Source organism: Abiotrophia defectiva ATCC 49176 (assembly GCF_000160075.2).
Lineage (GTDB): Bacteria > Bacillota > Bacilli > Lactobacillales > Aerococcaceae > Abiotrophia > Abiotrophia defectiva.
In genome coordinates, this window is record NZ_KI535340.1 from 1,041,874 (window position 1) to 1,063,895 (window position 22,022).

General features: G+C 53.6%; 21 protein-coding genes. 19 read left to right on the forward strand and 2 right to left on the reverse strand.

Annotated features, from left to right (window positions below):
- The first annotated feature begins 19 nt into the window (after positions 1 to 19).
- The 4 genes from GCWU000182_RS04795 to GCWU000182_RS04810 all read left to right on the forward strand — a co-directional run bounded on the left by GCWU000182_RS04795 (position 20) and on the right by GCWU000182_RS04810 (position 3,350).
- Positions 20 to 442, forward strand: a complete 423-nt coding sequence (locus tag GCWU000182_RS04795; RefSeq protein ID WP_023391647.1) for a GNAT family N-acetyltransferase — start codon at positions 20 to 22, stop codon at positions 440 to 442.
- A 107-nt stretch (positions 443 to 549) separates the two neighbouring features.
- The gene (locus tag GCWU000182_RS04800) at positions 550 to 741 is read left to right on the forward strand and encodes a CsbD family protein (protein WP_023391648.1); all 192 of its coding nucleotides are present in this window, start codon (positions 550 to 552) and stop codon (positions 739 to 741) included.
- 362 nt (positions 742 to 1,103) lie between these two features.
- The gene (locus GCWU000182_RS04805; RefSeq protein ID WP_023391649.1) at positions 1,104 to 2,621 is read left to right on the forward strand and encodes an ATP-binding cassette domain-containing protein; all 1,518 of its coding nucleotides are present in this window, start codon (positions 1,104 to 1,106) and stop codon (positions 2,619 to 2,621) included.
- A gap of 72 nt (positions 2,622 to 2,693) precedes the next feature.
- Entirely contained in the window at positions 2,694 to 3,350 is a 657-nt protein-coding gene (locus tag GCWU000182_RS04810; protein WP_023391650.1) for a YoaK family protein, read from the forward strand.
- A 71-nt stretch (positions 3,351 to 3,421) separates the two neighbouring features.
- On the opposite strand, the gene GCWU000182_RS09595 is transcribed toward GCWU000182_RS04810, so the two are convergent.
- Positions 3,422 to 4,327, reverse strand: coding sequence for a CPBP family intramembrane glutamic endopeptidase (locus GCWU000182_RS09595; RefSeq protein ID WP_023391651.1), 906 nt, complete (start codon positions 4,325 to 4,327; stop codon positions 3,422 to 3,424).
- Between the two features lie 208 nt (positions 4,328 to 4,535).
- On the opposite strand from GCWU000182_RS09595, the gene GCWU000182_RS04820 reads away from it, so the two are divergent.
- The 11 genes from GCWU000182_RS04820 to GCWU000182_RS04870 are packed head-to-tail and all read left to right on the forward strand — an operon-like array spanning position 4,536 to position 15,031.
- A complete protein-coding gene (locus GCWU000182_RS04820; RefSeq protein WP_035364122.1) occupies positions 4,536 to 6,458 on the forward strand; it encodes a BglG family transcription antiterminator in 1,923 nt (640 codons plus the stop codon).
- A 32-nt stretch (positions 6,459 to 6,490) separates the two neighbouring features.
- Positions 6,491 to 6,811, forward strand: coding sequence for a PTS lactose/cellobiose transporter subunit IIA (locus GCWU000182_RS04825; protein ID WP_023391653.1), 321 nt, complete (start codon positions 6,491 to 6,493; stop codon positions 6,809 to 6,811).
- Between the two features lie 16 nt (positions 6,812 to 6,827).
- Positions 6,828 to 7,154: a PTS sugar transporter subunit IIB gene (locus GCWU000182_RS04830; protein ID WP_023391654.1), complete on the forward strand. Its 327-nt coding sequence runs from the start codon at positions 6,828 to 6,830 to the stop codon at positions 7,152 to 7,154.
- Positions 7,155 to 7,189: 35 nt separating this feature from the next.
- Positions 7,190 to 8,542, forward strand: coding sequence for a PTS sugar transporter subunit IIC (locus tag GCWU000182_RS04835; protein WP_023391655.1), 1,353 nt, complete (start codon positions 7,190 to 7,192; stop codon positions 8,540 to 8,542).
- Positions 8,543 to 8,600: 58 nt separating this feature from the next.
- Entirely contained in the window at positions 8,601 to 9,107 is a 507-nt protein-coding gene (locus GCWU000182_RS04840) for a GrdB-related putative oxidoreductase (RefSeq protein ID WP_023391656.1), read from the forward strand.
- A gap of 10 nt (positions 9,108 to 9,117) precedes the next feature.
- A complete protein-coding gene (locus GCWU000182_RS04845) occupies positions 9,118 to 10,128 on the forward strand; it encodes a M42 glutamyl aminopeptidase (protein ID WP_023391657.1) in 1,011 nt (336 codons plus the stop codon).
- Entirely contained in the window at positions 10,118 to 11,221 is a 1,104-nt protein-coding gene (locus GCWU000182_RS04850) for a M42 family metallopeptidase (RefSeq protein WP_023391658.1), read from the forward strand. Before GCWU000182_RS04845 ends, GCWU000182_RS04850 begins: the two co-directional genes overlap by 11 nt.
- Positions 11,222 to 11,249: 28 nt before the next feature.
- A complete protein-coding gene (locus tag GCWU000182_RS04855; protein WP_023391659.1) occupies positions 11,250 to 12,212 on the forward strand; it encodes a N(4)-(beta-N-acetylglucosaminyl)-L-asparaginase in 963 nt (320 codons plus the stop codon).
- Between the two features lie 2 nt (positions 12,213 to 12,214).
- On the forward strand, positions 12,215 to 13,390 hold the full coding sequence (locus GCWU000182_RS04860; protein WP_023391660.1) for a M20/M25/M40 family metallo-hydrolase: 1,176 nt from the start codon (positions 12,215 to 12,217) through the stop codon (positions 13,388 to 13,390).
- On the forward strand, positions 13,387 to 14,130 hold the full coding sequence (locus GCWU000182_RS04865; protein ID WP_023391661.1) for a copper homeostasis protein CutC: 744 nt from the start codon (positions 13,387 to 13,389) through the stop codon (positions 14,128 to 14,130). Before GCWU000182_RS04860 ends, GCWU000182_RS04865 begins: the two co-directional genes overlap by 4 nt.
- 1 nt (position 14,131) lies before the next feature.
- Positions 14,132 to 15,031: a DUF7916 family protein gene (locus tag GCWU000182_RS04870; protein ID WP_023391662.1), complete on the forward strand. Its 900-nt coding sequence runs from the start codon at positions 14,132 to 14,134 to the stop codon at positions 15,029 to 15,031.
- 51 nt (positions 15,032 to 15,082) lie between these two features.
- Here the strand turns inward: GCWU000182_RS04870 and pepT are convergent, their stop codons facing one another.
- A complete protein-coding gene (gene pepT, locus GCWU000182_RS04875) occupies positions 15,083 to 16,318 on the reverse strand; it encodes a peptidase T (RefSeq protein ID WP_023391663.1) in 1,236 nt (411 codons plus the stop codon).
- 141 nt (positions 16,319 to 16,459) lie between these two features.
- Here pepT and GCWU000182_RS04880 point away from each other — a divergent pair, with 141 nt between their 5' ends.
- The 4 genes from GCWU000182_RS04880 (at position 16,460) to GCWU000182_RS04895 (ending at position 21,969) form a co-directional block, all read left to right on the forward strand.
- A complete protein-coding gene (locus GCWU000182_RS04880) occupies positions 16,460 to 16,951 on the forward strand; it encodes a GNAT family N-acetyltransferase (RefSeq protein WP_035364124.1) in 492 nt (163 codons plus the stop codon).
- 114 nt (positions 16,952 to 17,065) lie between these two features.
- Positions 17,066 to 18,817, forward strand: coding sequence for an ABC transporter ATP-binding protein (locus tag GCWU000182_RS04885; RefSeq protein ID WP_035364125.1), 1,752 nt, complete (start codon positions 17,066 to 17,068; stop codon positions 18,815 to 18,817).
- Entirely contained in the window at positions 18,810 to 20,549 is a 1,740-nt protein-coding gene (locus tag GCWU000182_RS04890) for an ABC transporter ATP-binding protein (protein WP_023391666.1), read from the forward strand. The genes GCWU000182_RS04885 and GCWU000182_RS04890 overlap by 8 nt, the downstream gene beginning before the upstream one ends.
- 379 nt (positions 20,550 to 20,928) lie before the next feature.
- A complete protein-coding gene (locus GCWU000182_RS04895) occupies positions 20,929 to 21,969 on the forward strand; it encodes a DNA glycosylase AlkZ-like family protein (protein ID WP_023391668.1) in 1,041 nt (346 codons plus the stop codon).
- The last annotated feature ends 53 nt before the right edge of the window (positions 21,970 to 22,022 follow it).

Genomic DNA, 22,022 nt, shown 5'->3' on the forward strand with positions numbered 1-22,022 from the left:
AAGAAAGAGGGTGCTCAAGATGATTGAATATTGTCATGATAAGGAGATTTCTGATGCTCAGTTGCGGACGCTCTATCAGGCAGTCGGTTGGACAGCCTACCTAGACCAGGTATCTGACCTGGGTCAGATGCTGGCGGCTTCTCAAGATGTCATCAGCGCCTGGGACCAAGACCAGCTAGTGGGGCTGGTGCGTACAGTGGGAGATGGCCACTATGTGGCCTTGATCCAAGACATCTTAGTTCTGCCAGCCTATCAGAAGCAGGGCATAGGCCGACAATTGCTGAATCGAATTCAGGAAGCTAGCCAGACCTATCGTCAGGTCTTCCTGGTGACGGACACCACGCCTTGGAACCAGTCTGTCCGGGAATGGTATGACCGCCGCGGCCTAGTGGGCTTTGCCCAGGCGGAGCTAACTGGATTTTTAGCCAATCAAGGAGATTAGGACGCTGTCCTAGTCTCTTTTTATTTGCTATGGCTAGGCAAATAATTCGTACTGGGGACCTTAACGTGGTAGACTAAAGTCATCATAGTAGAAAGGAGGGGACTGAGATGTTGGAAGATAAACTCGACCAAGCTGCTGGCAAAGCCAAGGAAGTGGCAGGTAAAGTAACTGGCGACAAAGGCCTTGAAACTGAAGGCGTCGTAGAAGGCGTAGTTAGTAAAGCCAAAGAAGTGGCTCATGACGTGGCTGAAGCTGCCAAAGGTGCAGTGGAAGGCATCAAAAATTCCTTGGGCAAATAATCCAAGTAAAACAAGCTTAGCATCACCAGTACCCCTCATAACTAGGGGTGCTTTTTTGTGCTTGGATGAAGAGAGGCTAGGTTAATAAATGACTTGCATTCCCCGCCAAGTAAGCGTATACTAAAGGTAATTCACCAAGGAGGTACTTGTGCCGATGAAAGTTAACTAAAATTGTCAATTACTAAATAAAGGATCAAGATGGCTTTATTTAGTGCGGTCAATTTTAGTGAAGAGGTACAAGCAGTTAGGGCAGGCGCAGCTTATATGAGGGCGCAGACTCTTTCTTTGGCTTATTCCATTTGCTTCCAACAGGGACCGACGCTAGATAGGGCATCGGTCCCTTTTTATATAGGAGGTAGCAGATGTTACACGTTGAAAATTTTACCATGACCCATCAACAAGACCTCAAGGTCTTAATTCCTTCCCTGTCCTTTGACTTGAAGCCAGGCGACAAGCTAGCCCTGATTGGCGAGGAAGGCTGCGGCAAGTCCTCGCTCTTGAACTGGCTCAGGCAGCCGGATGCGCCCCTGCCTTATGTCGAGGTGACCGGCACTTGTTCTAATTCCTTTGGCCGGACGGTCTGGATTGGCCAGACTTTCCCAGCCCAGGATGAAGGTTTGACCATCGAGGCTTATTGCTTTGATCCGGTCTTGGCTGAGCAAATAGACTATGGTTACTTCTATCAGCTAGTCAGCCAATTAGGCTTTGACCCCGATCGGCTCACCAGCCAGCAGCTCATGGGGACTCTGTCAGGGGGAGAGAAGCTCAAGTTGCAGTTGGCCCGGACCCTGGCCTTGGAGCCGGACTGTCTGCTCTTGGATGAGCCTTCCAATGACTTGGACTTGGCCACACTGGACTGGCTCAGTCGGACCCTGGCTAGTTTGCCGGTAGCGGTCCTCTTTATTTCCCATGATGAGGCCTTCCTGTCTCAAGTGGCCAATCGCATTCTGCATATTGAGACGATCAATAATCACAAGGCCAGCCGGGTTCATCTGGTCAATCTGGACTATGAGACCTATCGCAATCAACGAGATGCCCAGTTCCAGCGTCAGGGTCAGCTGGCCCGCAAGCAGCAGGAGGAGCAGGCCAAGCAGGAAGCCCGACATCGGCAAATGCATGACAAGGTCCAGCATCAATTGCGTCAGGCCCATGATTCTAGCCTGGGTCGTCTCTTGGCTAAAAAAATGCGCAACGTTAAGTCTGTTGGCCGGCGCTTGGAGCGTCAGGCTGAGGACATGCTGGAGATTCCCATTCAAGAGGATGCCATCCTGGTCAAATTGCCTTGTCCCCATCCCTTGCCCGCCAGCAAATGGCTGATTAACCAGCCGGACTATGTGGTCCGCCTAGAAGGGCGCGCCCTGACTCAACCCCTGACCCTGGAGTGGCGAGGCCAGGAGAAAATTGGACTGGTGGGCCCCAATGGGGTGGGTAAATCTACCCTACTCAAGCAAGTCCGTGACTGGCTGACAGACCGGCCAGGCCTTCGTCTGGGCTATATGCCCCAAGATTATCGCCAGGTTCTGCCTCAGGATCAGACGCCCTTGGACTTTCTTCAGGAGTCCGGCAGTCAGGAGGAGAAGACTAAGCTTATGACCTATCTGGGCAGTCTACGCTTCGACCCTGAAGAGATGCGTCATCCCATTAGCCAACTGTCTGGGGGCCAGCAGGCCAAGTTGCTCCTGCTTAAGTTGAATCTAATGGAAGTCAATGTCTTGTTACTGGATGAGCCTAGCCGCAATTTCTCGCCCTTGTCTCAAGCTGAAGTAAGGCAAATTTTTCGCGACTTCCCCGGGGCTATTCTGGCAGTTTCCCATGACCAACTCTTCCTGGACCAAGTCTGCGACCGGCGTCTAATTTTAGAACCGACTGAGAATCAATAGCGGGCTTGCCTTGTTGAGGGTTAGGTCTTTGTGATAGAATGAATAGGCATTGAACTTGAGAGGAGTAAAGCAATGAAAGAGCCTAAAGGAATCCTGCTAGCCATTTGGATTGGCTTACTCAGTAGCCTGGCGGGGGCGGTCAACGTGACGACGCTGTGGCTGGTGGCTACGCCATCGACCCATATGACGGGCAATCTGACCCAACTTGTACTGGCCTTAGCACGGGGGGATGGGGAAGCGACCAGCCGTCTGGCCTTGACCTTGCTGGCCTTTATAGCTGGGAGCATTTTAAGCGGCCTCTTATTCTCTGATAAAGCCTTCCGCCTAGGCAACCGTTACGGTGTTTTGTTGATTAGCTTTGGCCTCTTATTGGGTTTAAGCTATGCCCTCAACTGGCAGGCTAGCTGGCTCTATCTCTTGGCCTTCGGTATGGGGACCCAAAATGGTATGTTTATCTACTATCGTGGCATGATTGTCCGCAGTTCGCATTTTACGGGTTACCTGACTGATACGGGCTTTGCGCTAGGACGTTACTTGCGGGGCTATAAGGAAGACGGCCACAAGATCATCTTCTACATGGCAAGCATTGCCTGCTTCCTAGTAGGAGGGCTCCTAACCTATATCTGGCTTAATCATTCTGCTATCAGCATGATTTTGGTCTTGGCTCTGGCCTATCTGGTGACGGGGACCTATTACTTTATCCTCCGCCACTGTCATCAAGCAGCCTAAGCAAAATCCCCTTATAGTATATAGGCTGTAAGGGGATTTTAGTTTGGTAAAAAAGAAGCTGAGACTTAGTCTCAGCTTTTTGCTTCTAGTTGAACTTTTTTCTGTGCCTTGGCCTTGACTAGGTAGATTAGGATTAGAATGGCCAGAACTTCGATGATCAGACAGTAGAGACCACCTTCTAGTCCAAAGTCGCCACCAGTCCAGAGCTTAGGGCTTTCTAGGCGGGTGCGCCAGATAGGAAAAGGCAGGCTCATGCCTGATACTTGGATACCCAGAACAGGCCCTTGCACAAAGTTCCAAGCTGAATGGGCCGCCCCCACAAACCAGATATTTTCCGTATAGGCGAAGAGGAGGGAGAAGGTCAGGCCGGCCAGGGTCAGGTTGACCAGAGCCAGGGATGAGACATTGGGATTACCCAAATGCATTGCGGCAAAAATCAGGGAGTTGGCCAGGACCGCTAGCCAGGTTGGAAAGCGTAGGGCCAGGCCATTCATGAGATAGCCCCGGCAGATGACTTCTTCGCTCAGCCCCTGAACCAGGAAGCCGGCTAGATAGAGTAGGGTCACTAAGACGGGCGTCTGACTAATGCGCTCTAGCGATAAGTGGCCTAGCAAGGCGGGGATGATGAGGCAGGCCAGCAGTTGTAGCCCACCCAGGATAAAGCCCAATAGATAGGGGCCAATCAAGGGACGCTTGAAGCCCATAGACTCCCAGGACCGTCTGCCCAGGGTCCAACCGTAGAGGGCGAATCCCAAGAGGGGAATCAAGGTCGAAAAGAGGGCCAAGACGTTTAAGAGTGGGGCCACCAAGTCGGGGTGGGTCCAATTGAGGATTTGGAAGCGGGGGTGTGTGATGCCCCATAGGGTGGCCTTGGTCTGCCAGTCCTGAAGGTAGTGAAACAAGAGGGGGAAGGCCAGCATGGAAAGCATCCAGCCCCAACCGGATGCTTGGCTTGATTTAGCTTTGATAAATGGCATTAAGCCACCTCCTTTTCTTCTAGTATAAGGCTCTTGGCAGGTCAAGGCAAATGTAAAAAATCAGCCAATCTCGGAATCAGTTCCATACTTTTCTTGATTTTTCGCCCATTTCCTAGGCTTAGGAAATAACTTTAGCGATTAGATGGCACATAAAATGTTATAATAGAATTGAGAGAAAGCGATGTCACAGCCTAGGAGGAGGGCGCTTATGCAGACACGACAGGAACAGCTCATGGTCATCCTGGCCCAGTCACAAGGCTGGCTCAAGGGACGGGACCTGGCGGCTTTGTTGGGCGTCTCCGACCGGACCATTCGCTCTGATATGAACAAGTTAAAGCAAGACTATCCCGGGGCCATCCAGACCCATCACCACAAGGGTTATCGGCTAGTGGCCCAAGCCCTGGAAGATTCCAATCAGCCCAGTCCTCTGGGCCTGCCACAGAGTCAGGAAGAAAGGCTACATTATATACTCAAACTCCTATTGGCTGACAGTCAGCCTCAGACCCTCAAGGATCTGAGCCAAGACCTCTATGTCAGTCCCCAAACCCTAACCATGGACTTGCATCAAGTCGGTCAGTTGGTGGGGGCCTACCCGGATTTAGACCTAGAACATGATGTCAAGGGCTGGCAGCTTAAGGGCCCTGAATTCCAGAAACGTCGACTCTATCGGGAGCTCTTGACCTCGGAACTTCAGGGTGATTTCTTGAATCTGGATAAGGTCTTAGCCATATACGAAGAGTTTGACATGGTCTGGGTGGCCCACTATTTCCAAGGCCTACTCAAGCAGGCAGACTATCAGCTTCGGCCTGCCAGTTTACCCATCTTACTCCTGCACGTCGGGATTGCGGTTCAGCGTATGTTGGCCGGGCAATTTCTCTATCATCGTCAGGACCTACCGCCTCTGGTGCCTAAGGAAGAAGCCCTAGCTCGCAAGTTTTTGCAGGGGGTGGGTAAGCAATATAAGTGTCGGATTCCAGCCTCTGAAGCCTATAGTATTGGCCGTCTGCTGGAAGCTTATCAGGCCATGCATGATCTGGCCTCACAGGTCATCTATCAGGGCCGGCCCCTGGATTTGACCCGTTTGGTCCAAGACTTGGGCCAGCACCTACAAGACTTGGTGGGCTTGGATTTTCTTAGTGATGCCGACTTTAAGGATCGCTTCCATCTCCACCTTCAAGGGCTAATCGAACGCCTCCATTATCAGGTGGAGCTGCCCAATCTCTTCCTACAAGATATGAAACGCCAGTATCCCCTGGTCTTCGACCTGGCGGTAACGGTCAGTACCTGGTTGGGTGCCCGTCTAGGCGTGGTCTTATCCGAAGCCGAAATCGGGCTGATTGCCGTCCATATTGGTAGCTCCTATTCTCGCCTGGAGCGACCATGGAAGGCGCGAGCTATTTTGTTGGCGCCCCAACACTATCCCCTTATGCAATCTTCAATCGACCGGCTCAAGGCTAGCTTCGGCCACCGGCTGGAAATTCTAGCCCAATATGATTATGTCAGTGAAGCCCAGCTCCTGCATCAGCCGGTTGACTTAGTCATTAGTTTTATGCCGCTAGCTCAGAGTTTTGGGCTCCCGACCTTGCAGGTCTCTACCTTCTTCAATGAGGAAGATGAGCTAGCCTTGGTCAGTTTGCTTAACCAAGTAGAACAGCGTCAGATAGCCATCCAGCTGGCCCTACAATTGGGGGACTTTCTGGAGTCACGCTTCTTCTATCAAGACCTGCAGGCCAGCAGTCCCGAGCAAGTCCTGACCCTCATGGCCCAGGATTTGGCCCAAGCCGGTTATGTGACGCCGGACTTTCTGCCTTCGGTCTTGGAGCGCGAAGCCCTATCGTCGACGGACTTTGACTATGCCTTGGCCATCCCCCATCCCTTGCAAGCTCACAGTCACCAGTCTGTGTTAGCCATTGCCAACCTAGCCAGTCCCATTGAGTGGGGCCGCTACCCTGTTAAACTAGTCATTTTATTGGCGCTTAAGGACAGTGACTGGGCCTTCACCCAGGTCTTCTTCAAATGGCTAGGCCAGTGCCTAGCCCATCCGCGTCAGCTCAAGTCCCTCTTAGCCGCTAGCAGTCGCGACGACTTCTTGGCCGCTATCGTGGGCGAATTTCCCCATCCATCTCGTTAGCAAGTTTATTTTATAGGAAAGGAGGTAATGGTATGGATGACTTAGAGTTGGTATTCTTCAAGATGATTTCTTCCTTGGGATCCGCCCGATCTTCCTTCATGGAAGCCATGGCGCTAGCCCGGACAGGCGACTTCGCCCAAGCCCAGGCGGCCATTGAACAAGGGGAGAGCCAACGGATTGCCGGTCATGATCAGCATTTCGACCTCTTGCAGGCGGATGCGGCAGGGGACCATCCACCTTTCTCGCTCTTGTTAGTTCATGCCGAAGATCAACTCATGAGTGCTGAACTGCTCAAGGTGACAGCCGAAGAAGTTCTGGCCCTCTATCAACGTTTGGACCAGCTCACCACCTAGATTAGGAGGAAATACCATGAAACGTGTCTATTTATTCTGTAGTGCCGGCATGTCGACCAGCCTGGTTGCCAGCCGTATGCAGGCCGTGGCAGACGACCACAACCTGCCCATTGAAGTCAAGGCCTTCTCAGATTCTAAGCTAGATATCATCGTGGAACAATATCATCCCGATGTTATCCTGTTAGGGCCTCAAGTCAAATACAAATTCAATGCCACCCGGGACAAATACGAGCCTCAAGGCATTCCCGTTGAAGTTATGAACCTAGACGATTATGGTAACGTCAATGGCGAACGCATTCTCAAGCGCGCCATTCAATTACTCAAGCAGAACAAGCAAGGCTAAGTACAGATCTCATTATAAGAAAAGAGGTAAGTCACATGTTTGCAAATCTTGAAAAAGTCATGGGCGGAACAGCCGAGAAACTCAGCAATAATAAGGTATTAATTGCCATTCGTGATGGTTTCTTGGTGACCACGCCACTCATTATTGTCGCTTCCTTCTTCATTTTAGCTGGTAACTTCCCAATTGAAGGGTATACCGATTTTATGGCCCAATTCTTCGGCCAAGGTTGGGAAAACCACATGGATGCTGTGATTGATTCCACCTTCAGTGTCATCGCCCTCTTAGGTTCTATCGGGATTGGTTATGCCTATGCCCGTCAGCTGGAATCTGACCCTATTGCAGGGGCAGCCATTTCCGTTGTCTGCTTCTTGATTCTGACACCTAAATCCCATCCTGCCTTCACTAACGAAGCCGGCAAGGTCTTCAATGGCTTGGCTAACACTAATATGGGGTCCGCCGGCATGTTCGTAGCTATGATTACGGCCATTATCTCGGTCCGCATCTTTGTAGCCATTGAGCGTAAGGGTTGGGTCATCAAGATGCCTGACGGGGTGCCACCAGCAGTTTCTCAATCCTTCGCGGCTTTGATTCCTTCGCTCTTTGCCATGTTAACCTTCTTCTTGGTTTACCTGGGCTTCTCACTCACAGATTATCACTATGCCCACACCTTTATCTATACCAACCTGCAAGCACCACTCTTAGGGATTGGACGCAGCGTCTTCCTAGAACCACTGACCCAGTTCCTGTCCACCTTCTTCTGGTTCTTCGGGATTAATGGGCCAGCCGTTACCAATACGGTCTTCGCGCCAATTGGTCTGGCCTTGACGACTGAAAACTTGGAAGCCTTCAAGAATGGCTTGCCATTGCCTAACATCTTCACCAACGGTTTCAGTAACTTCTTCACTAACTTCGGGGGTGGGGGTTCTACCTTGGCTTTGGTCTTCCTCATGGTGGGGATTGCCAAGTCCAAACGTATGAAGACCTTGGGTCGTTTGGCCATTGTACCTGGGATTTTCGGGATTAACGAAATGATTATCTTCGGGCTACCAGTCGTACTCAACCCAATTATGTTGGTGCCATTCCTTGCAACACCACTGGTTAACACCATTTTATCCATTATCGCAACAGTTATCGGTATTCTGCCACGAACTACCGGGGTCAGCATCCCATGGACAACCCCATTCTTCTTCTCTGGTTGGTTGGCTACTGGGCACCTGATTGCCGGCTTCTGGCAAATTATCTTAATTGTCATCGACTGCCTGATCTACTATCCATTCTTCAAGGTAATGGACCGTCAATTCTTGGCTGAAGAAGAGAAACCAGTTCAAGACCTTAAAGACGATTTAGATGATATTTCCTTGGACGACTTGTCCTTCGATGATTTATAGACAACTGAAGAGTTCAGCCCTATCCTGCTGAACTCTTTTTGCTGAGGAGGGAATAAGGATGAAAGTAATCCTATTATTCGACCAAATTCAGGCCGGTTATGGGGGCAAGGAACGCCCCAACACGCCACTGGGATTGGAAAAGGGCGGGATTGGTTCTTATCTCATGTTTAAGGACGTCTTCGCGGCTCACGATCTCAAGGTCCTGGCGACCGTCTACTGCGGGCCTGATTATTTTCAGGCTAATAAGGAAGAAGTCTTACACAAGATTGCCAATCTCATGAAAAAGGCGCAACCTGATGTCCTCTTGTGTGGCCCTTGCTTCAACTACGACACCTACGCCCAGATGGCGGCCGAAGTCGCGGCCTATATTCAAGACCAGACGCCGGTCCGCACCTATGTGGCCTGCTCCGCCGAAAATGAGGCCGTGGTCGACCGCTACAAGGACCAGGTTAAAATAATCCAGATGCCTAAGAAGGGCGGGGTAGGGCTGACGGATGCCCTGCACCATATTGCTGAAATTCTCAGTGGCCCAGCAGAGGCCGATTGGCCTCACTTCTTCCACTAGGAGGTGCCTTATGGATTGGACAGCCTTCTATGATTTACCCGCCTTGTCGGGAGATGAATTCGACCTGCATCAAGCCCTGGCCCAAGCCCTGACCGACCAAGGGCTCAGTCTCTATCGGGATCAACTGGGCTCCGTCTTGGGCCTCAAGCCAAGGGAGCAGGCGCCCTTTCGGGTCATGCTGACCACTAACCTGGATGAAAATGGCGGTCTGATTCAAGCCATTCGTCCGGATGGCCTCTTGGACTTTGTGGCCCTAGGCCGCTATCAGAAGACCGATTATGTCAACCAAGTGGTCCGCCTCTTAACCCGGGACCATGTGCCTCATCTGGGCTATGGGGTCCTGGTAGAGGGACAGCCCTATCTAGCGCTAGGTGCGGCCTCAGCCCAGCAAGTGGCTGACTTGGGCATCCAAGTAGGGGACAGCTTTGTCTTAGACTTTTCCCGCCGGCAAATAGCTGGGGGCGCCTGGCTAGGTCGTAACTTGGCCAATCGGGCCAGCCTAGAGCTGATACTGGATATGAGTCGCCAACTTCAAGACAAGATTGCCTATGAGTTGGCTGTGGGTGGCATTAGCCAGTCCCTAGTGGGGACTCGGGGGGCCATTACCGCCACCAATCTTATTCAACCAGACTTGGCCCTGGTGCTAGATGCTAGTCCGGTTCCTGCTTCTGACTATGACCCTAAGTGTCTCTATTTGCGTTATTTTGATAAGACCCTCTTACCTAACACGGCCTTGTTGGAAGCCATTCGCAAAGTGGCCCAGGAGCTGGGTTACCAAGTCAAGGGCCAGGTTCAAGAGGCCGGGACCGATGGGGCCTTTATCCATAAGACAGGGGTGGGGGCACCGACCTTGGTTATTGCCTTGCCGCTCCTCCAGTCGCCAGGCCTTTATCAGTGTCTGGATCCAGCTAGTTTCGAGCCCGTGCGAGACACCCTGGTGGCCTTCTTGAGCCAACTGACCCCAGCCCAAGTCCAAGACTTTGGCTTTGGCAGTCGGGGAGGTGGCCCTCATGACCACTAAAGCTCAAGGTCAGGTGGACTGGCAAGTCCTGTCGGATTTATGTTGCTTACCCGGAGTGTCAGGCCATGAGGCAGGCATTCGGGCCTACCTGGACCGGCAGCTGACCATGTGCCAGCAAGGCACCGACCCCTTGGGGTCTGGCCTCTACAGTCTAGCAGGTCAGTCCCGGTCACCCTTGTCCTTGCTCTTTTCCACCCACATGGATGAAATCGGTTGGGTGGTGCGGGCCATTGATGAGGCCGGCTATGTCTTCATTCAGGAAGTGGGGCGCTCCTGGTCCCATACCCTCTTGCAACAAGAAGCCCAGGTCTTCACCCAAGATGGCCGAGTCTACACGGGGATTCTGGCCGGCCCGCAAGTGCACAGTCTCAGCCCTGAACAGCGCCAGCAAGTGGTGCCCATGGACCGGGTCTATTTGGATCTGGGGGTGCACAACCGCGACCAGGTCCGAGCTCTGGGTATTGAGGTGGGGGACTGGGTTTGCCCGGTGACCACTTTCCAGGCTTTGGCCAATCCTGACTATCTGGCTGCCAAGGCCTTCGATAATCGGGTCAGTGTGGCTTTGGGAGTCTGGACCATGCAGGACCTGGCTCAGGGTTCTTGTCCCAACAAGGTGACCCTGGGGGCAACCGTTCAAGAAGAAGTGGGCTTGCGGGGGGCGCGGACCGTGGCCCAAGCCGTCAAGCCCCACATTGCCCTGGCCGTCGATACCTGCTTGGCAGGCGATACGCCAGCCGACCACAATCCTATTAAGCTAGGCAAAGGCGTCTCCCTGACGGTGGCCGATAATATGACCGTAACCCACCGGGGCCTCTTGCGTTATCTAGAGGGAATCTGCCAGCGAGAGGGCATTCCTTATCAATTAGGTTGCTTCCTAGATGGGGGGACGGATGCGGGTAATATCCATAAGTCCCAGACCGGGATTCTGGCGACGACCCTGTCCCTTCCCATGCGCTATATGCATACCCATCGGGGCATTTTGCATCGGGCTGATGTCCTAGCGGCCTATCGCCTCATGGTGGCCGTGGCGCGGGACTTGACGCCGGCTATCTACCAGCAGCTGCTGGACCAAAATTATCATTATCAAGTATAGAATCAATGACAGAAAGAAGGTGATAGCCATGTGGGGAATCATTGCAACCTGGCGGATGGCCCTAGAAGGAGTCCAGGAAACCCTGCCTAGTCTGGCAGTCGGTGGCTCTGCGGGTGACGCCATTGAGCAAGCCATCAAGGCCGTCGAAGACTTTCCTTATTATAAATCCGTCGGTTATGGCGGTCTGCCTAATCGCCAAGGCCAGGTAGAATTAGATGCCGCCTATATGGACGGCAGTCGCCTGGACTTTGGGGCTGTTTGCGGGCTTCAGGATATTGCTAATCCCATTGGGGTGGCGCGCCGCCTCAGCCAGGAGCCGGTCAATAATGTCTTGGTCGCCCAAGGTGCCCGCCAATATGCCCTAGACCATGGCTTTGAAGCCAAAGAAATGCTGACAGACCGGGCTCAAATTCACTATCACAATCGCCAGGTGGAGTTGGCTCAAGAACAAGGCCTAGCTGCCTACGACGGCCATGACACGGTGGGCATGGTGGCCCTGGATGGCCATGATCACATGGTAGCGGGTACTTCGACTAGTGGCCTCTTCATGAAGCATCCCGGCCGGGTAGGCGACTCGCCTATGATTGGCTCGGGTCTCTATGTGGACTCCCAGATTGGAGGAGCCACCGCTACTGGCCTAGGGGAAGATTTGATGAAAGGGGTCCTGTCCTACGCCATCGTTCAGCTGATGGCTGCGGGCTACCCTCCCCAAGAGGCCTGCGAAAAGGCCGTTTATGACTTAGACAGACGTCTGAGAGCACAACGCGGCCAAGCCGGCGATTTGTCGGTGGTGGCCATGAACGCCAAGGGTCAGTGGGGGTCTGCGACCAATATTGACAACTTCTCCTTCGTGGTGGCCAGCAAGACCACGCCTTTGACCGTCTACCGCCTGCATCCGCTGGCTTCTGGCCAGATGGAATTGGAGCGGGCGAGTCAGGAATGGCTAGACGACTATGTGCGTCAACGCATGCGGCCCCTGGAGGTGAAGTAGGCATGACCCTCAAGCAAATTCAAGCACTCTATGACTTGTTGGAAGACTTGCTGCCCCAATACTGGCAGGACCTAGCCCAACTGGTAGCCATTCCCAGTGTGCAGGGACCGGCGGAGCCAGACGCTCCCTATGGTCCTGGACCTAAGGCTGCCCTGGACTGGGTGCTAGACCGGGCCAAAGCCATGGGCTTTGAGACGGTCAATTTAGACCATAAGGTTGGCTATGCCCAGTGGTCGCCTGACCCTAACCAGGCGACCTCAGGTGCTGGCTATTATGGTATTTTCGGGCATGTGGATGTGGTGCCGGCCGGCCAAGGCTGGCGGCAGGATCCCTGGACCCTAAGAAAGAATCAAGCACAAGGTCGCTACGAGGGGCGTGGTGTCCTAGATAATAAGGGGCCGATTCTGGCTAATCTCTATGCCCTTTATGCCCTCAAATGCCTAGGCTATCACTTCCGCCATCCCATTCGAGTGGTTTTTGGGACCAATGAGGAGACTGGTTTTGGCTGCATCCAGCATTATCTGGCCCAGGAAGCAGCGCCACTCTTCGGTTGGACGCCAGATTGCAAATGGCCGGTCGTCTATGGTGAGCGAGGGCGTTTGCGGCTAGCCCTTAGCGTGGATTCGGATCAAGTGGCCAGCCTCTTTGACTTTGTCAATGCCTATCTGCTGACCGGCACCAAGGATGGTCGGGAGCTGGGCATCGCCTATGAAGACCAGGACTTTGGCCGCATGATGCTAAGGGGCTACCAGCTGGGCCTGACGCAGGGACGGCCTTGGGTGGCCTGGTCCATGGCCTATCCGGGGGCCTGCAGTCAGGAAGAGATTCTGGCCCAAATCAGGACGCATCTACCTGAGGGGGCCCTGCTAGAAGTCCTCAGCCATTGGGCGCCCGTCCTCAAGGACAAGCAGTCGCCTTATATTGAAGCTTTGCAGCAGGTCTACAATCAGGTGACCGGCCAAGCCCTTGAGCCCGTCACAACCACAGGGGGCACCTATGCCAAGTTTGTACCTAACATCGTGGCCTATGGGCCTTCCTTCCCGGGCCAACGGGACATTGCCCATTTGCCACATGAGTGGCTAGGCATTGAGGATTTAGAGACTGATTTAAAAATTTATAGCCAGGCCTTACTGGCCTTGTGGCAGCTAGAACAAGAAGTGGAGGAGGCAAGTCCATGACCCTAATCGAGTTGTGTGCCGGCAGTGTCAGAGATTGTCTGATTGCTCAAGAAGCTGGCCTGGACCGGATTGAGCTCAACAGCGCCCTGGCCCTGGGAGGGCTGACGCCAACGGTGGCCTGTCTGGAATTAGCCAAGGCCAATGGCGTGACCCTGCCAATCATCTGCATGGTCCGCCCACGTGGCGGTGGCTTCGCCTATGATAAGCTGGAAATCAGGCAAATGCTAGCAGAAGGCCAAGCCTTGTTGAGAGCCGGTGCTCGTGGCCTAGCCTTTGGCTGTCTAACTGAGACGGGTCAGCTTAATTGGGATGCCAACCAAGCCCTGATTGAGCTCTGTCAGACCCATGGCGCCCAGTCGGTCTTCCACCGGGCCATTGATGTGGTGGCCCAGCCTGACCAAGCCATTGAAGGCTTGATTAAGCTAGGTTGCCAGCGAATTTTGACCAGTGGTGGAGCGCGAAGCATTGAGGAAGGGCGAGACCGACTGGCCCATTATCAAGCCCAATATGGCGCTGACATTGAATTTGTCATGGGAGCCGGCCTGAATTTGGCTAATGCGGCGGACTTGGTGGCCTATACGGGCATTCAACAAGTCCACGGTAGCTTCAAGACCTGGTACCAAGACCCTACGACCCAGCAAGGCTCCGTTTCATTTGCCTACGATTCTCGAGGCGCCTATGAAGGGGCAGACCCGGACCTAGCCCGTGCGCTAGGCCAAGCACTAGGAAAGAAGGAGTAATATGGTAAGACGTGTATTAGAATGCCTACCCAGCGACTATGCTGGCTACAGTGCAGAAGAACTCAAGCAAGCCATCTGGGCCGCTGAAGGCCGAACCGTTTGTTGTGAAATGGTGGCGCCAGTGCCTGCCTATATCAGCAACTTGACCAATGCGGAAATCGCTAAAGCCTTCGGGGCAGACCTCATGCTCTTGAATGGCCTAGATGTCCTTAATCCTGTCATTTGTGGCCTGGATCAGGGGGCAGAAGATCCCATTCGCCGACTCAAAGCACTGTCGGGTCGCCCTATTGGGGCCAACCTAGAGCCAGTCGATGCCGACGCCATTATGGTGGAGGCGCGTAATGTTCTGCCTAAAGGCCGGACCTGCTCAGTTGAGACCCTAGAAGCGGCCGACCGCCTAGGTTTAGACTTCATTTGCCTGACGGGTAACCCTGGAACGGGGGTAACTAATAAGGAGATTGCCCACTATGTCAAGGTGGCCAAGCAACATTTCTCAGGTCTGGTCATTGCCGGGAAAATGCATGGGGCAGGGTCCAAGGAGCCAGTGGCCAGCATTGAAACGGCTAAGGACTTCATCGAGGCCGGGACCGACATTCTGCTGGTGCCGGCCGTGGGAACAGTGCCGGGCTTTACCGATGATGAGCTGGTGGCTATCGTCAAATACGCCCACGCTCACGATGTCCTAGTCCTATCCGCTATCGGGACCAGCCAGGAATCTAGCAGCCCGCGGGTGGTGGAAGACATTGCCATTCGCAATAAGGTGGCTGGCGTGGATATTCAACATATTGGCGACGCAGGCTTTGGCGGCTTGGCCAATGTGGAAAATATCTTCGCCTTATCAGTGGCCATAAGGGGCATGCGGCATACGGTGAGCCGTGTGGCCGGCTCCGCCATTCGTTAAGAAAGCAAAAGTAAACAAAGAAAGCCAGGTAGTTGAGCTACCTGGCTTGTTTTAGTCTGGGCTGACCACTGATTGGATAATGGTAAGGACCACTTGGCTGGCCTTTTCCATGCTTTCTAAGCTGACAAATTCATACTGGCCATGAAGGTTTTCAGCGCCCGTGAAGAGGTTGGGCGTCGGGATGCCCTTATAGGTGATGATGCAGCCGTCTGTCCCACCCCGGAAAGGCTTGATAAGAGGCTCAATGCCACAGGCCTTGTAGGCCGCAATAGCCACTTCAACCGGCGTCATGTCTTGCTTGAGGATATCGTACATATTGTAGTATTCGTCGTAAATTTGACATTGGATGCGGGGCCGGTCGTAGCCTGCGTTCTGTTGGGCCACAATCTGACGGAAGAAGTCCTTGCGGGCTTGGAAACTTTCCTTGTCATGGTCACGAATAATGTAGGTGGCTTGAACTTGGCCAATGTTGCCGCTTTGACTGGACAGCATATAGTAGCCCTCGTGGCCCTCGGTTAATTCTGGCACCTGGTCTTGGGGCAGGCGGGCGAAGAGTTTAGCGGCTTCGGCCAGAGCATTGACCATGAGGCCTTTGGCGGTCCCGGGATGGACACTGGTCCCGTCGATGGTCAGCATGACCCGGGCAGCATTGAAGGTCTCGTATTCCAACTTGCCCACCTCGCCACTATCTAAGGTATAGGCAAAGTCAGCTGGGAAGTCTTGGGCTTGGAAACGGTGGGCGCCTTTGCCGATTTCTTCATCAGGTCCGAAGGCTAGCCAAATATCGCCGTGAGGCAGGTCAGGATGGGCTAGCAGGTGGATGACTGCCTCCAGGATGCTGACCAGACCTGCCTTGTCGTCGGCCCCTAGCAGGGTGGTACCATCGGTGGTAATCAGGGTCTGTCCCACATAGTGCTTCAAGTTAGGAAATTCGGACACTCGCATGACAATGTCCAGGTCAGGGTTCAAGACAATATCCTGTCCGTCATAGTCCGCATGGACCTGGGGCTGGATATTTTCAGCATTAAAGTCGGCTGTATCCACATGGGCGATAAAGCCAATGGCTGGCGCCTTTTGATGGGCTGGTAGGTTGCTTGGCAAGAGGGCGGTGACAAAGGCGTCCACTGGATTGAAGCGCACTTGGCTGAGACCCAGGTCCTTGAGTTCGCCCTCCAACATGCGGAGGAAGTCCAGTTGACCGGGTGTGGTCGGCACGGCATCCGAGTGCAGGTCGGACCGGGTGTTGATTTTAGCATAGCGGATAAAGCGTTGGAGCATAGATTCCATGGCGGAGCCTTCTTTCTCTTAATCAGTTAAGTCTAGTATAGCACTATGACGGGCCAGACCCAAGTTAGACCTTGTTGGCAAGGACGGGGATTTGTGATAGACTGGGGGCACAGTAAGGCGTGGTACAGAGGAGGAAGCCGTATGCAGATTAGACAGACAGAGAATGGGGACTTGCCGGCTTTGATGGCCTTATACCAACAAGCCCGGGCCTTTATGCGGGCCAAGGGTAATCCCAATCAGTGGCCAGACGGCTATCCGCCCCTAAGTCTCCTAGAAGCCGATATTGCTCAAGGCCATTCCTATGTCCTAGAGGACGAAACTAGCCAGCTAGTGGGCACCTTCGCTCTGATTGGCGGCCAAGATCCGACCTATGGCCAGATTGATGGTCTGGGCTGGCGCAGTACTAGTCCCTATGTGACCATTCACCGCCTGGCAGCCAATGGCAAGGCCCGGGGTGTGGCGCGGGCAGCTTTCGACTTCGCTAAGTCCTTCTGCCCCCACATCCGGATTGACACCCACGCCCAAAACCTGCCCATGCAGCAGGCCATCCTGGCCTACGGTTTCCAGGAGCGAGGTACTATCTATCTCCAAGACGGCTCACCCCGGCAGGCCTATGACTATCTAAGTGAATAAATGTGTGAGGGCTGGCACTGGGGTGCCGGCTCTTTTCTGATAGCTTGGGTCAGTTCATTGGTCCCGGCTTCTTTTTTGTTGTATAATAGCAAGGTTACGAAAGGAGAATGCGACATGTCACTCATTCGCAAATTAGGCTGGTTCTTCAAGTTGGAAGCCCGCCGTTATATGATTGGGATTCTGGCCTTATCCTTGGTCAGCGTCTTCAACCTGATTCCGCCGCGTATTATTGGGCAAGTCATTGATGCCATTGCAGGCGGCAATCTGACCCCTAGCGAGCTTGCCCTCAATCTGACCTGGCTAGTGGGAGCCTCTCTCATTATGTATGCCCTCCGCTATGTTTGGCGGCTCTTTATTTTAGGGACAGCCAATAGCCTGGGCCGGATTCTGCGGACTCGCTTGTTTGAGCACTTTACCCGCATGGCGCCGTCCTTCTATACCCGTTATCGGACCGGGGACCTGATGGCCCACGCCACCAACGATGTCCAAACCCTGGTCATGACGGCAGGGGGCGGGGTCATGTCGGCCGTGGATGCTTCGATTACTGCCCTCGTTACCCTGGCTACCATGTTCTGGATTCTGGATTGGCGCCTGACCCTGGTGGCGATTTTGCCTCTGCCAGTACTGGCCTGGGGGACCAGTCGCCTGGGGCGCATCAACCATGAAGGCTTTAAGCAGGCCCAGGAGGCCTTCTCTGAGCTTAACAACTCAGTTCAGGAATCGGTCTCCGGTATTAAGGTGACCAAGTCCTTTGGTTATGGGGCCCAGGAGACGGCTAAGTTCCAGGCCACCAACCAGATGGTCTGGGCAAAGAACCTGCGAGCTGCCAAGTACAATGAGCTCTTCCAACCCATGGTCTTGATTTTCGTGGGGGCCTCCTATCTGATTAGCTTGCTCTACGGGGGCTATCTGATTAGTCAGGGCCAGTTCACCGTCGGGGAAATGGTTACCTTCATGACCTATCTGGATATGCTGGTCTGGCCACTGCAAGCCATCGGCTGGCTATTCAACATTATGCAAAGGGGCTCGGTCTCCCTGGATCGGATTGATAAACTGCTGCATGAGGAAAGCCCAGTCCGTGAGACGGAACATCCTCTGCCTAGCATTCAAAATGGTCGCTTGGACTATGACATTGAATCCTTCGCCTACCAAGAATTGACCACCTTAGAGGATGTCCACTTTAGCTTGGAGGCCGGTCAAACCCTGGGCATTGTCGGGACCACGGGGTCTGGTAAGACCAGTCTCTTGCGCCTACTCTTGCGGGAGCAGGATGTCAATGTGGGCAGCATTCAGTTAGATGGCCACGACATCCGCGACTACCGCCTCAGCGATTTGCGGAGCTTGATGGGCTATGTACCTCAAGACCAGCTACTCTTCGCCATGAGCATCCGGGACAATGTCCGCTTCGGTCAAGCTGACTTGGATGATGCGGCCGTTATCAGAGCCACCCAACTCTGTGGTGTCTACCAGGATATCCAGGCCATGCCTGAAGGGTTAGATACCCTGATTGGGGAACGGGGCGTCTCCCTATCTGGTGGTCAGAAGCAACGTCTGGCCATGAGCCGGGCCCTGATTTTGGATCCAGACATTCTGATTCTGGACGATTCGCTATCAGCCGTGGATGCCAAGACTGAGCATTTGATTTTAGAAAATCTTAAGTCGGAACGTCAAGGCAAGACCACCATTATTACGGCCCACCGTCTGTCAGCCGTCGTCCATGCCGACCTGATTCTGGTTATGGAAGAGGGCCGCATTAAGGAGCGGGGTAATCACCAAGAATTGCTGGCGCAAAATGGCTGGTATGCGACCACCTACCGTAGTCAGCAACTGGCTCAGAGTTTGGAAGGAGGGGACTTAGATGCCTAATCGTACTAAAACTTTTGGCCGCCTCATGGCCTATATGTGGCGTTACAAGGGGACTGCCCTGATTGCCCTGGTCTTCATCTTCCTGACATCGGCCGTGACGACCGCCATTCCACTTCTGGCCCGTTACTATATCGACCACTTTATTGGGGGTGGCTTGGTGGCCCAAGGAGGCTTAATCCTCCTAGCCTACTACAGCCTCTTCCTGGTGCGGGTGGCCTTTACCTTCTTAGGTAACTACACCTTCGCCCGCGTGGCCCAAAGCGTGGTCCGTGACTTGCGCCAAGAGTCCTTCGACAAGCTGCAAAGCCTGTCCATGCGTTACTTCGACCAGACGCCAGCCGGGGCCATCGTGTCCCGCCTGACCAATGATACTCAGGCGGTGGCCGATATGTTCAGTGCCATCTTCTCCAGTTTCCTCAGTTCCTTGGTCATTGTGGCAGTTACTATTGGGACCATGCTTAGTCTTAATGTGCCCCTGACCCTGCTCATGTTGGTCTTTATTCCCATTATGTTTGGCTCTATCGCCCTCTACAACAGTAAGTCGCGCGACTTGATTGCCATGACCCGGGCTAAGCTCAGCGACCTGAATGTTAAGCTGTCGGAAAGCATTGAGGGCATGCGGATTGTCCAAGCCTTTGGCCAGGAAGGCCGTCTCTTGGCGGAGTTTGAGGCCATTAATGCAGACCACGTGGCCTATTCCAATAAATCCCTCAATGTCAACAGCCTCTTCCTGCGGCCGGCCATGTCCTTGCTCAAGCTCTTGGCCTATGCTGTTATTCTGGCCTATTTTGGGGTCACCTGGCAGGTGGCTGGCGTGACCGCGGGGCTTATGTATGCCTTCATTCAATACTCCAACCAGCTCTTCAACCCGCTGATTGAAGTCACCCAGAACTTTTCAATTCTGCAAACTTCCATGATTGCGGCCGACCGGGTCTTTGCCTTGATTGACCAAGAAGACTATGAACCGGCCCAAAGCGGTCAAGTCACGGAAATCGGGGCGGGCAGTATCGAGTTCAAGGATGTCAGCTTCTCCTATGACGGCAAGCGGGATGTCCTCAAGCATATTAGTTTCAAGGTGGAAGCCGGCCAGACGGTGGCCTTTGTAGGTGCGACCGGGTCTGGTAAGTCTTCGATTATGAACCTCTTCTTGCGCTTCTATGAATTTGATCGCGGCCAGATTCTGATTGATGGCCAGGATATTAAGTCTTATTCGGCTGAGGCCTTGCGGTCGGCGGTGGGCTTGGTTCTGCAGGATCCTTTCCTCTTCCACGGGACCATTGCCTCCAATATTCGTATGTATCAAGAGGGTTTGACGGATGAAGCCATGCGCGAGGCGGCACGCTTTGTCGATGCGGCTGATTTTATTGAGAGTCTGCCAGCGGACTATGACAGTCCGGTGACGGAGCGGGGGGCTACTTTCTCAAGTGGTCAGCGCCAGTTGCTGGCCTTTGCCCGGACCATGGCCACCCAACCTAAGATTTTGATTCTGGATGAGGCCACGGCCAATATTGATTCGGAGACCGAGGAAGTCATTCAAGCTTCGCTGGCTAAGATGCGAAAGGGGCGGACCACCTTGGCTATTGCCCATCGTCTGTCGACCATTCAGGATGCGGACTGCATCTATGTCCTGGACCAGGGGCAGATTGTCGAGTCGGGCAACCACCAGGAGCTACTGGCTCAAGGTGGGCTCTACTACCGCATGTATCAGCTCCAAGCGGGCATGATGAACTAAATAAGACGAGCTTGAGGCTGGGACGGGTGTCCTAGCCTCATTTTTGTGGTAAAAGCGTGACTAAGGCGCGACACGCTAGTCAAAAGTCAGGCCCGTGAGGTGGGACCGGCTGCAGCCTCCCTACGGGAGTCTTCCGCCTTGCCTAGCTCTGGAAGCTCTAGGTCGCTAGCGCTCCCAGAGCTTCTCATGCGCTTGGCATCCTGAGGCACCACACGGACCCGATTTTGACCGTGTCGCGTCTTAGTCACGGGCTTGAGGTTCTCTAGCAGAAAGGAAAAGGCTGGCAAGTGCCTATCAAAAGTAAAGAATAGGGCCTGCCCTTTTGAAGTCCAAGACAGGCTTTGTTATAATGAGAAAGTAAGCGAAAGGGGGCGACCGTATGACCATTACAGCACAGGAGATTCTGGCCCAAAGGCTCTATCATCAGGCTTTGCTTGAGTCTAAATTGACAGGGACAGAGGTCTTGGCCAAGAGTCTTGGGATTCAGTCCCAGTATGTGACCCATGGCATCTATAATTACTTCAACCGCCTGGCTGATCCCAAGGCGGATAGCTATGCGGACTTAACAGAACAAGGTATTCTGGCTTGGGGCCAGCGGGGGACCTACCACTTCTATGATCGGCCGACTTGGGAGGCCTTGTCACTGCTTCTGTCGGAGACGGTCTCTTGGCCCTGGAGTCATTTGGCTGAGCAAGGGGTGGAGGTGGCGGCCCAATTAGACCGTCTGGCGGGCTATCTGGCTGACGGTCCTCTGACGCGTGAGGCCCTCAAGGATTGCTATGGTCAGGAAGAGTGGCGCCAACTCTTCCGCTGGGGCGGGCTCTTCTTGGCAGCTTCGCGTCAGGGCCAGCTCTATCAGACCCTGAGTCATGGCGACCGACAAGTTCATTGGCAGCCAGCGCCAGAAGGCCAGGACCTGCACCTCCTTAAGCATCAGCTCTTGGCGACTTATTTCTCTTTCTATGGTCCGGCGACTCTGGCGGATGCGGCCCATTTCTTCGGGGTGCCCCAGGCCTTCTTCAGTCAGGTGGACCTGTCTGCCTGGCCAAGTTGTCGCTATGGCAAGCAGACCTTCTACTATGAAAGCTGGCAGGATGCAGCTAAGTTGCCGACTGTCTTAGTCCTGGGCAAATTTGATGCCCTCTTGGTTTCCTACAAATCTAAGGACATCCTGGTCGAGAAGGATCGCCACCAGACCATTTGGCAGAAAGCAGGCCAGATTCCAGCCCTGATTCTGATTCGGGGCCAGGTCAAGGGCCAGTGGAACTTGCGCCAACAAGGCGACCAAATCACTTTCCAAGTGACTAGCGCCCAGCCTTTGGCAAAGGCTCACCAGGCTACTATCCGCGCTCGTTTCAAGGCCTTTGCCCGCTGGTGGGGCAAGCAGGTTAAGGCCATTGACTTTGTGGTGGAATCCTAGACCCTGTTTTCTGCCAGTCAATCTGCTATAATATAGAAGTACAAAGAATTTAC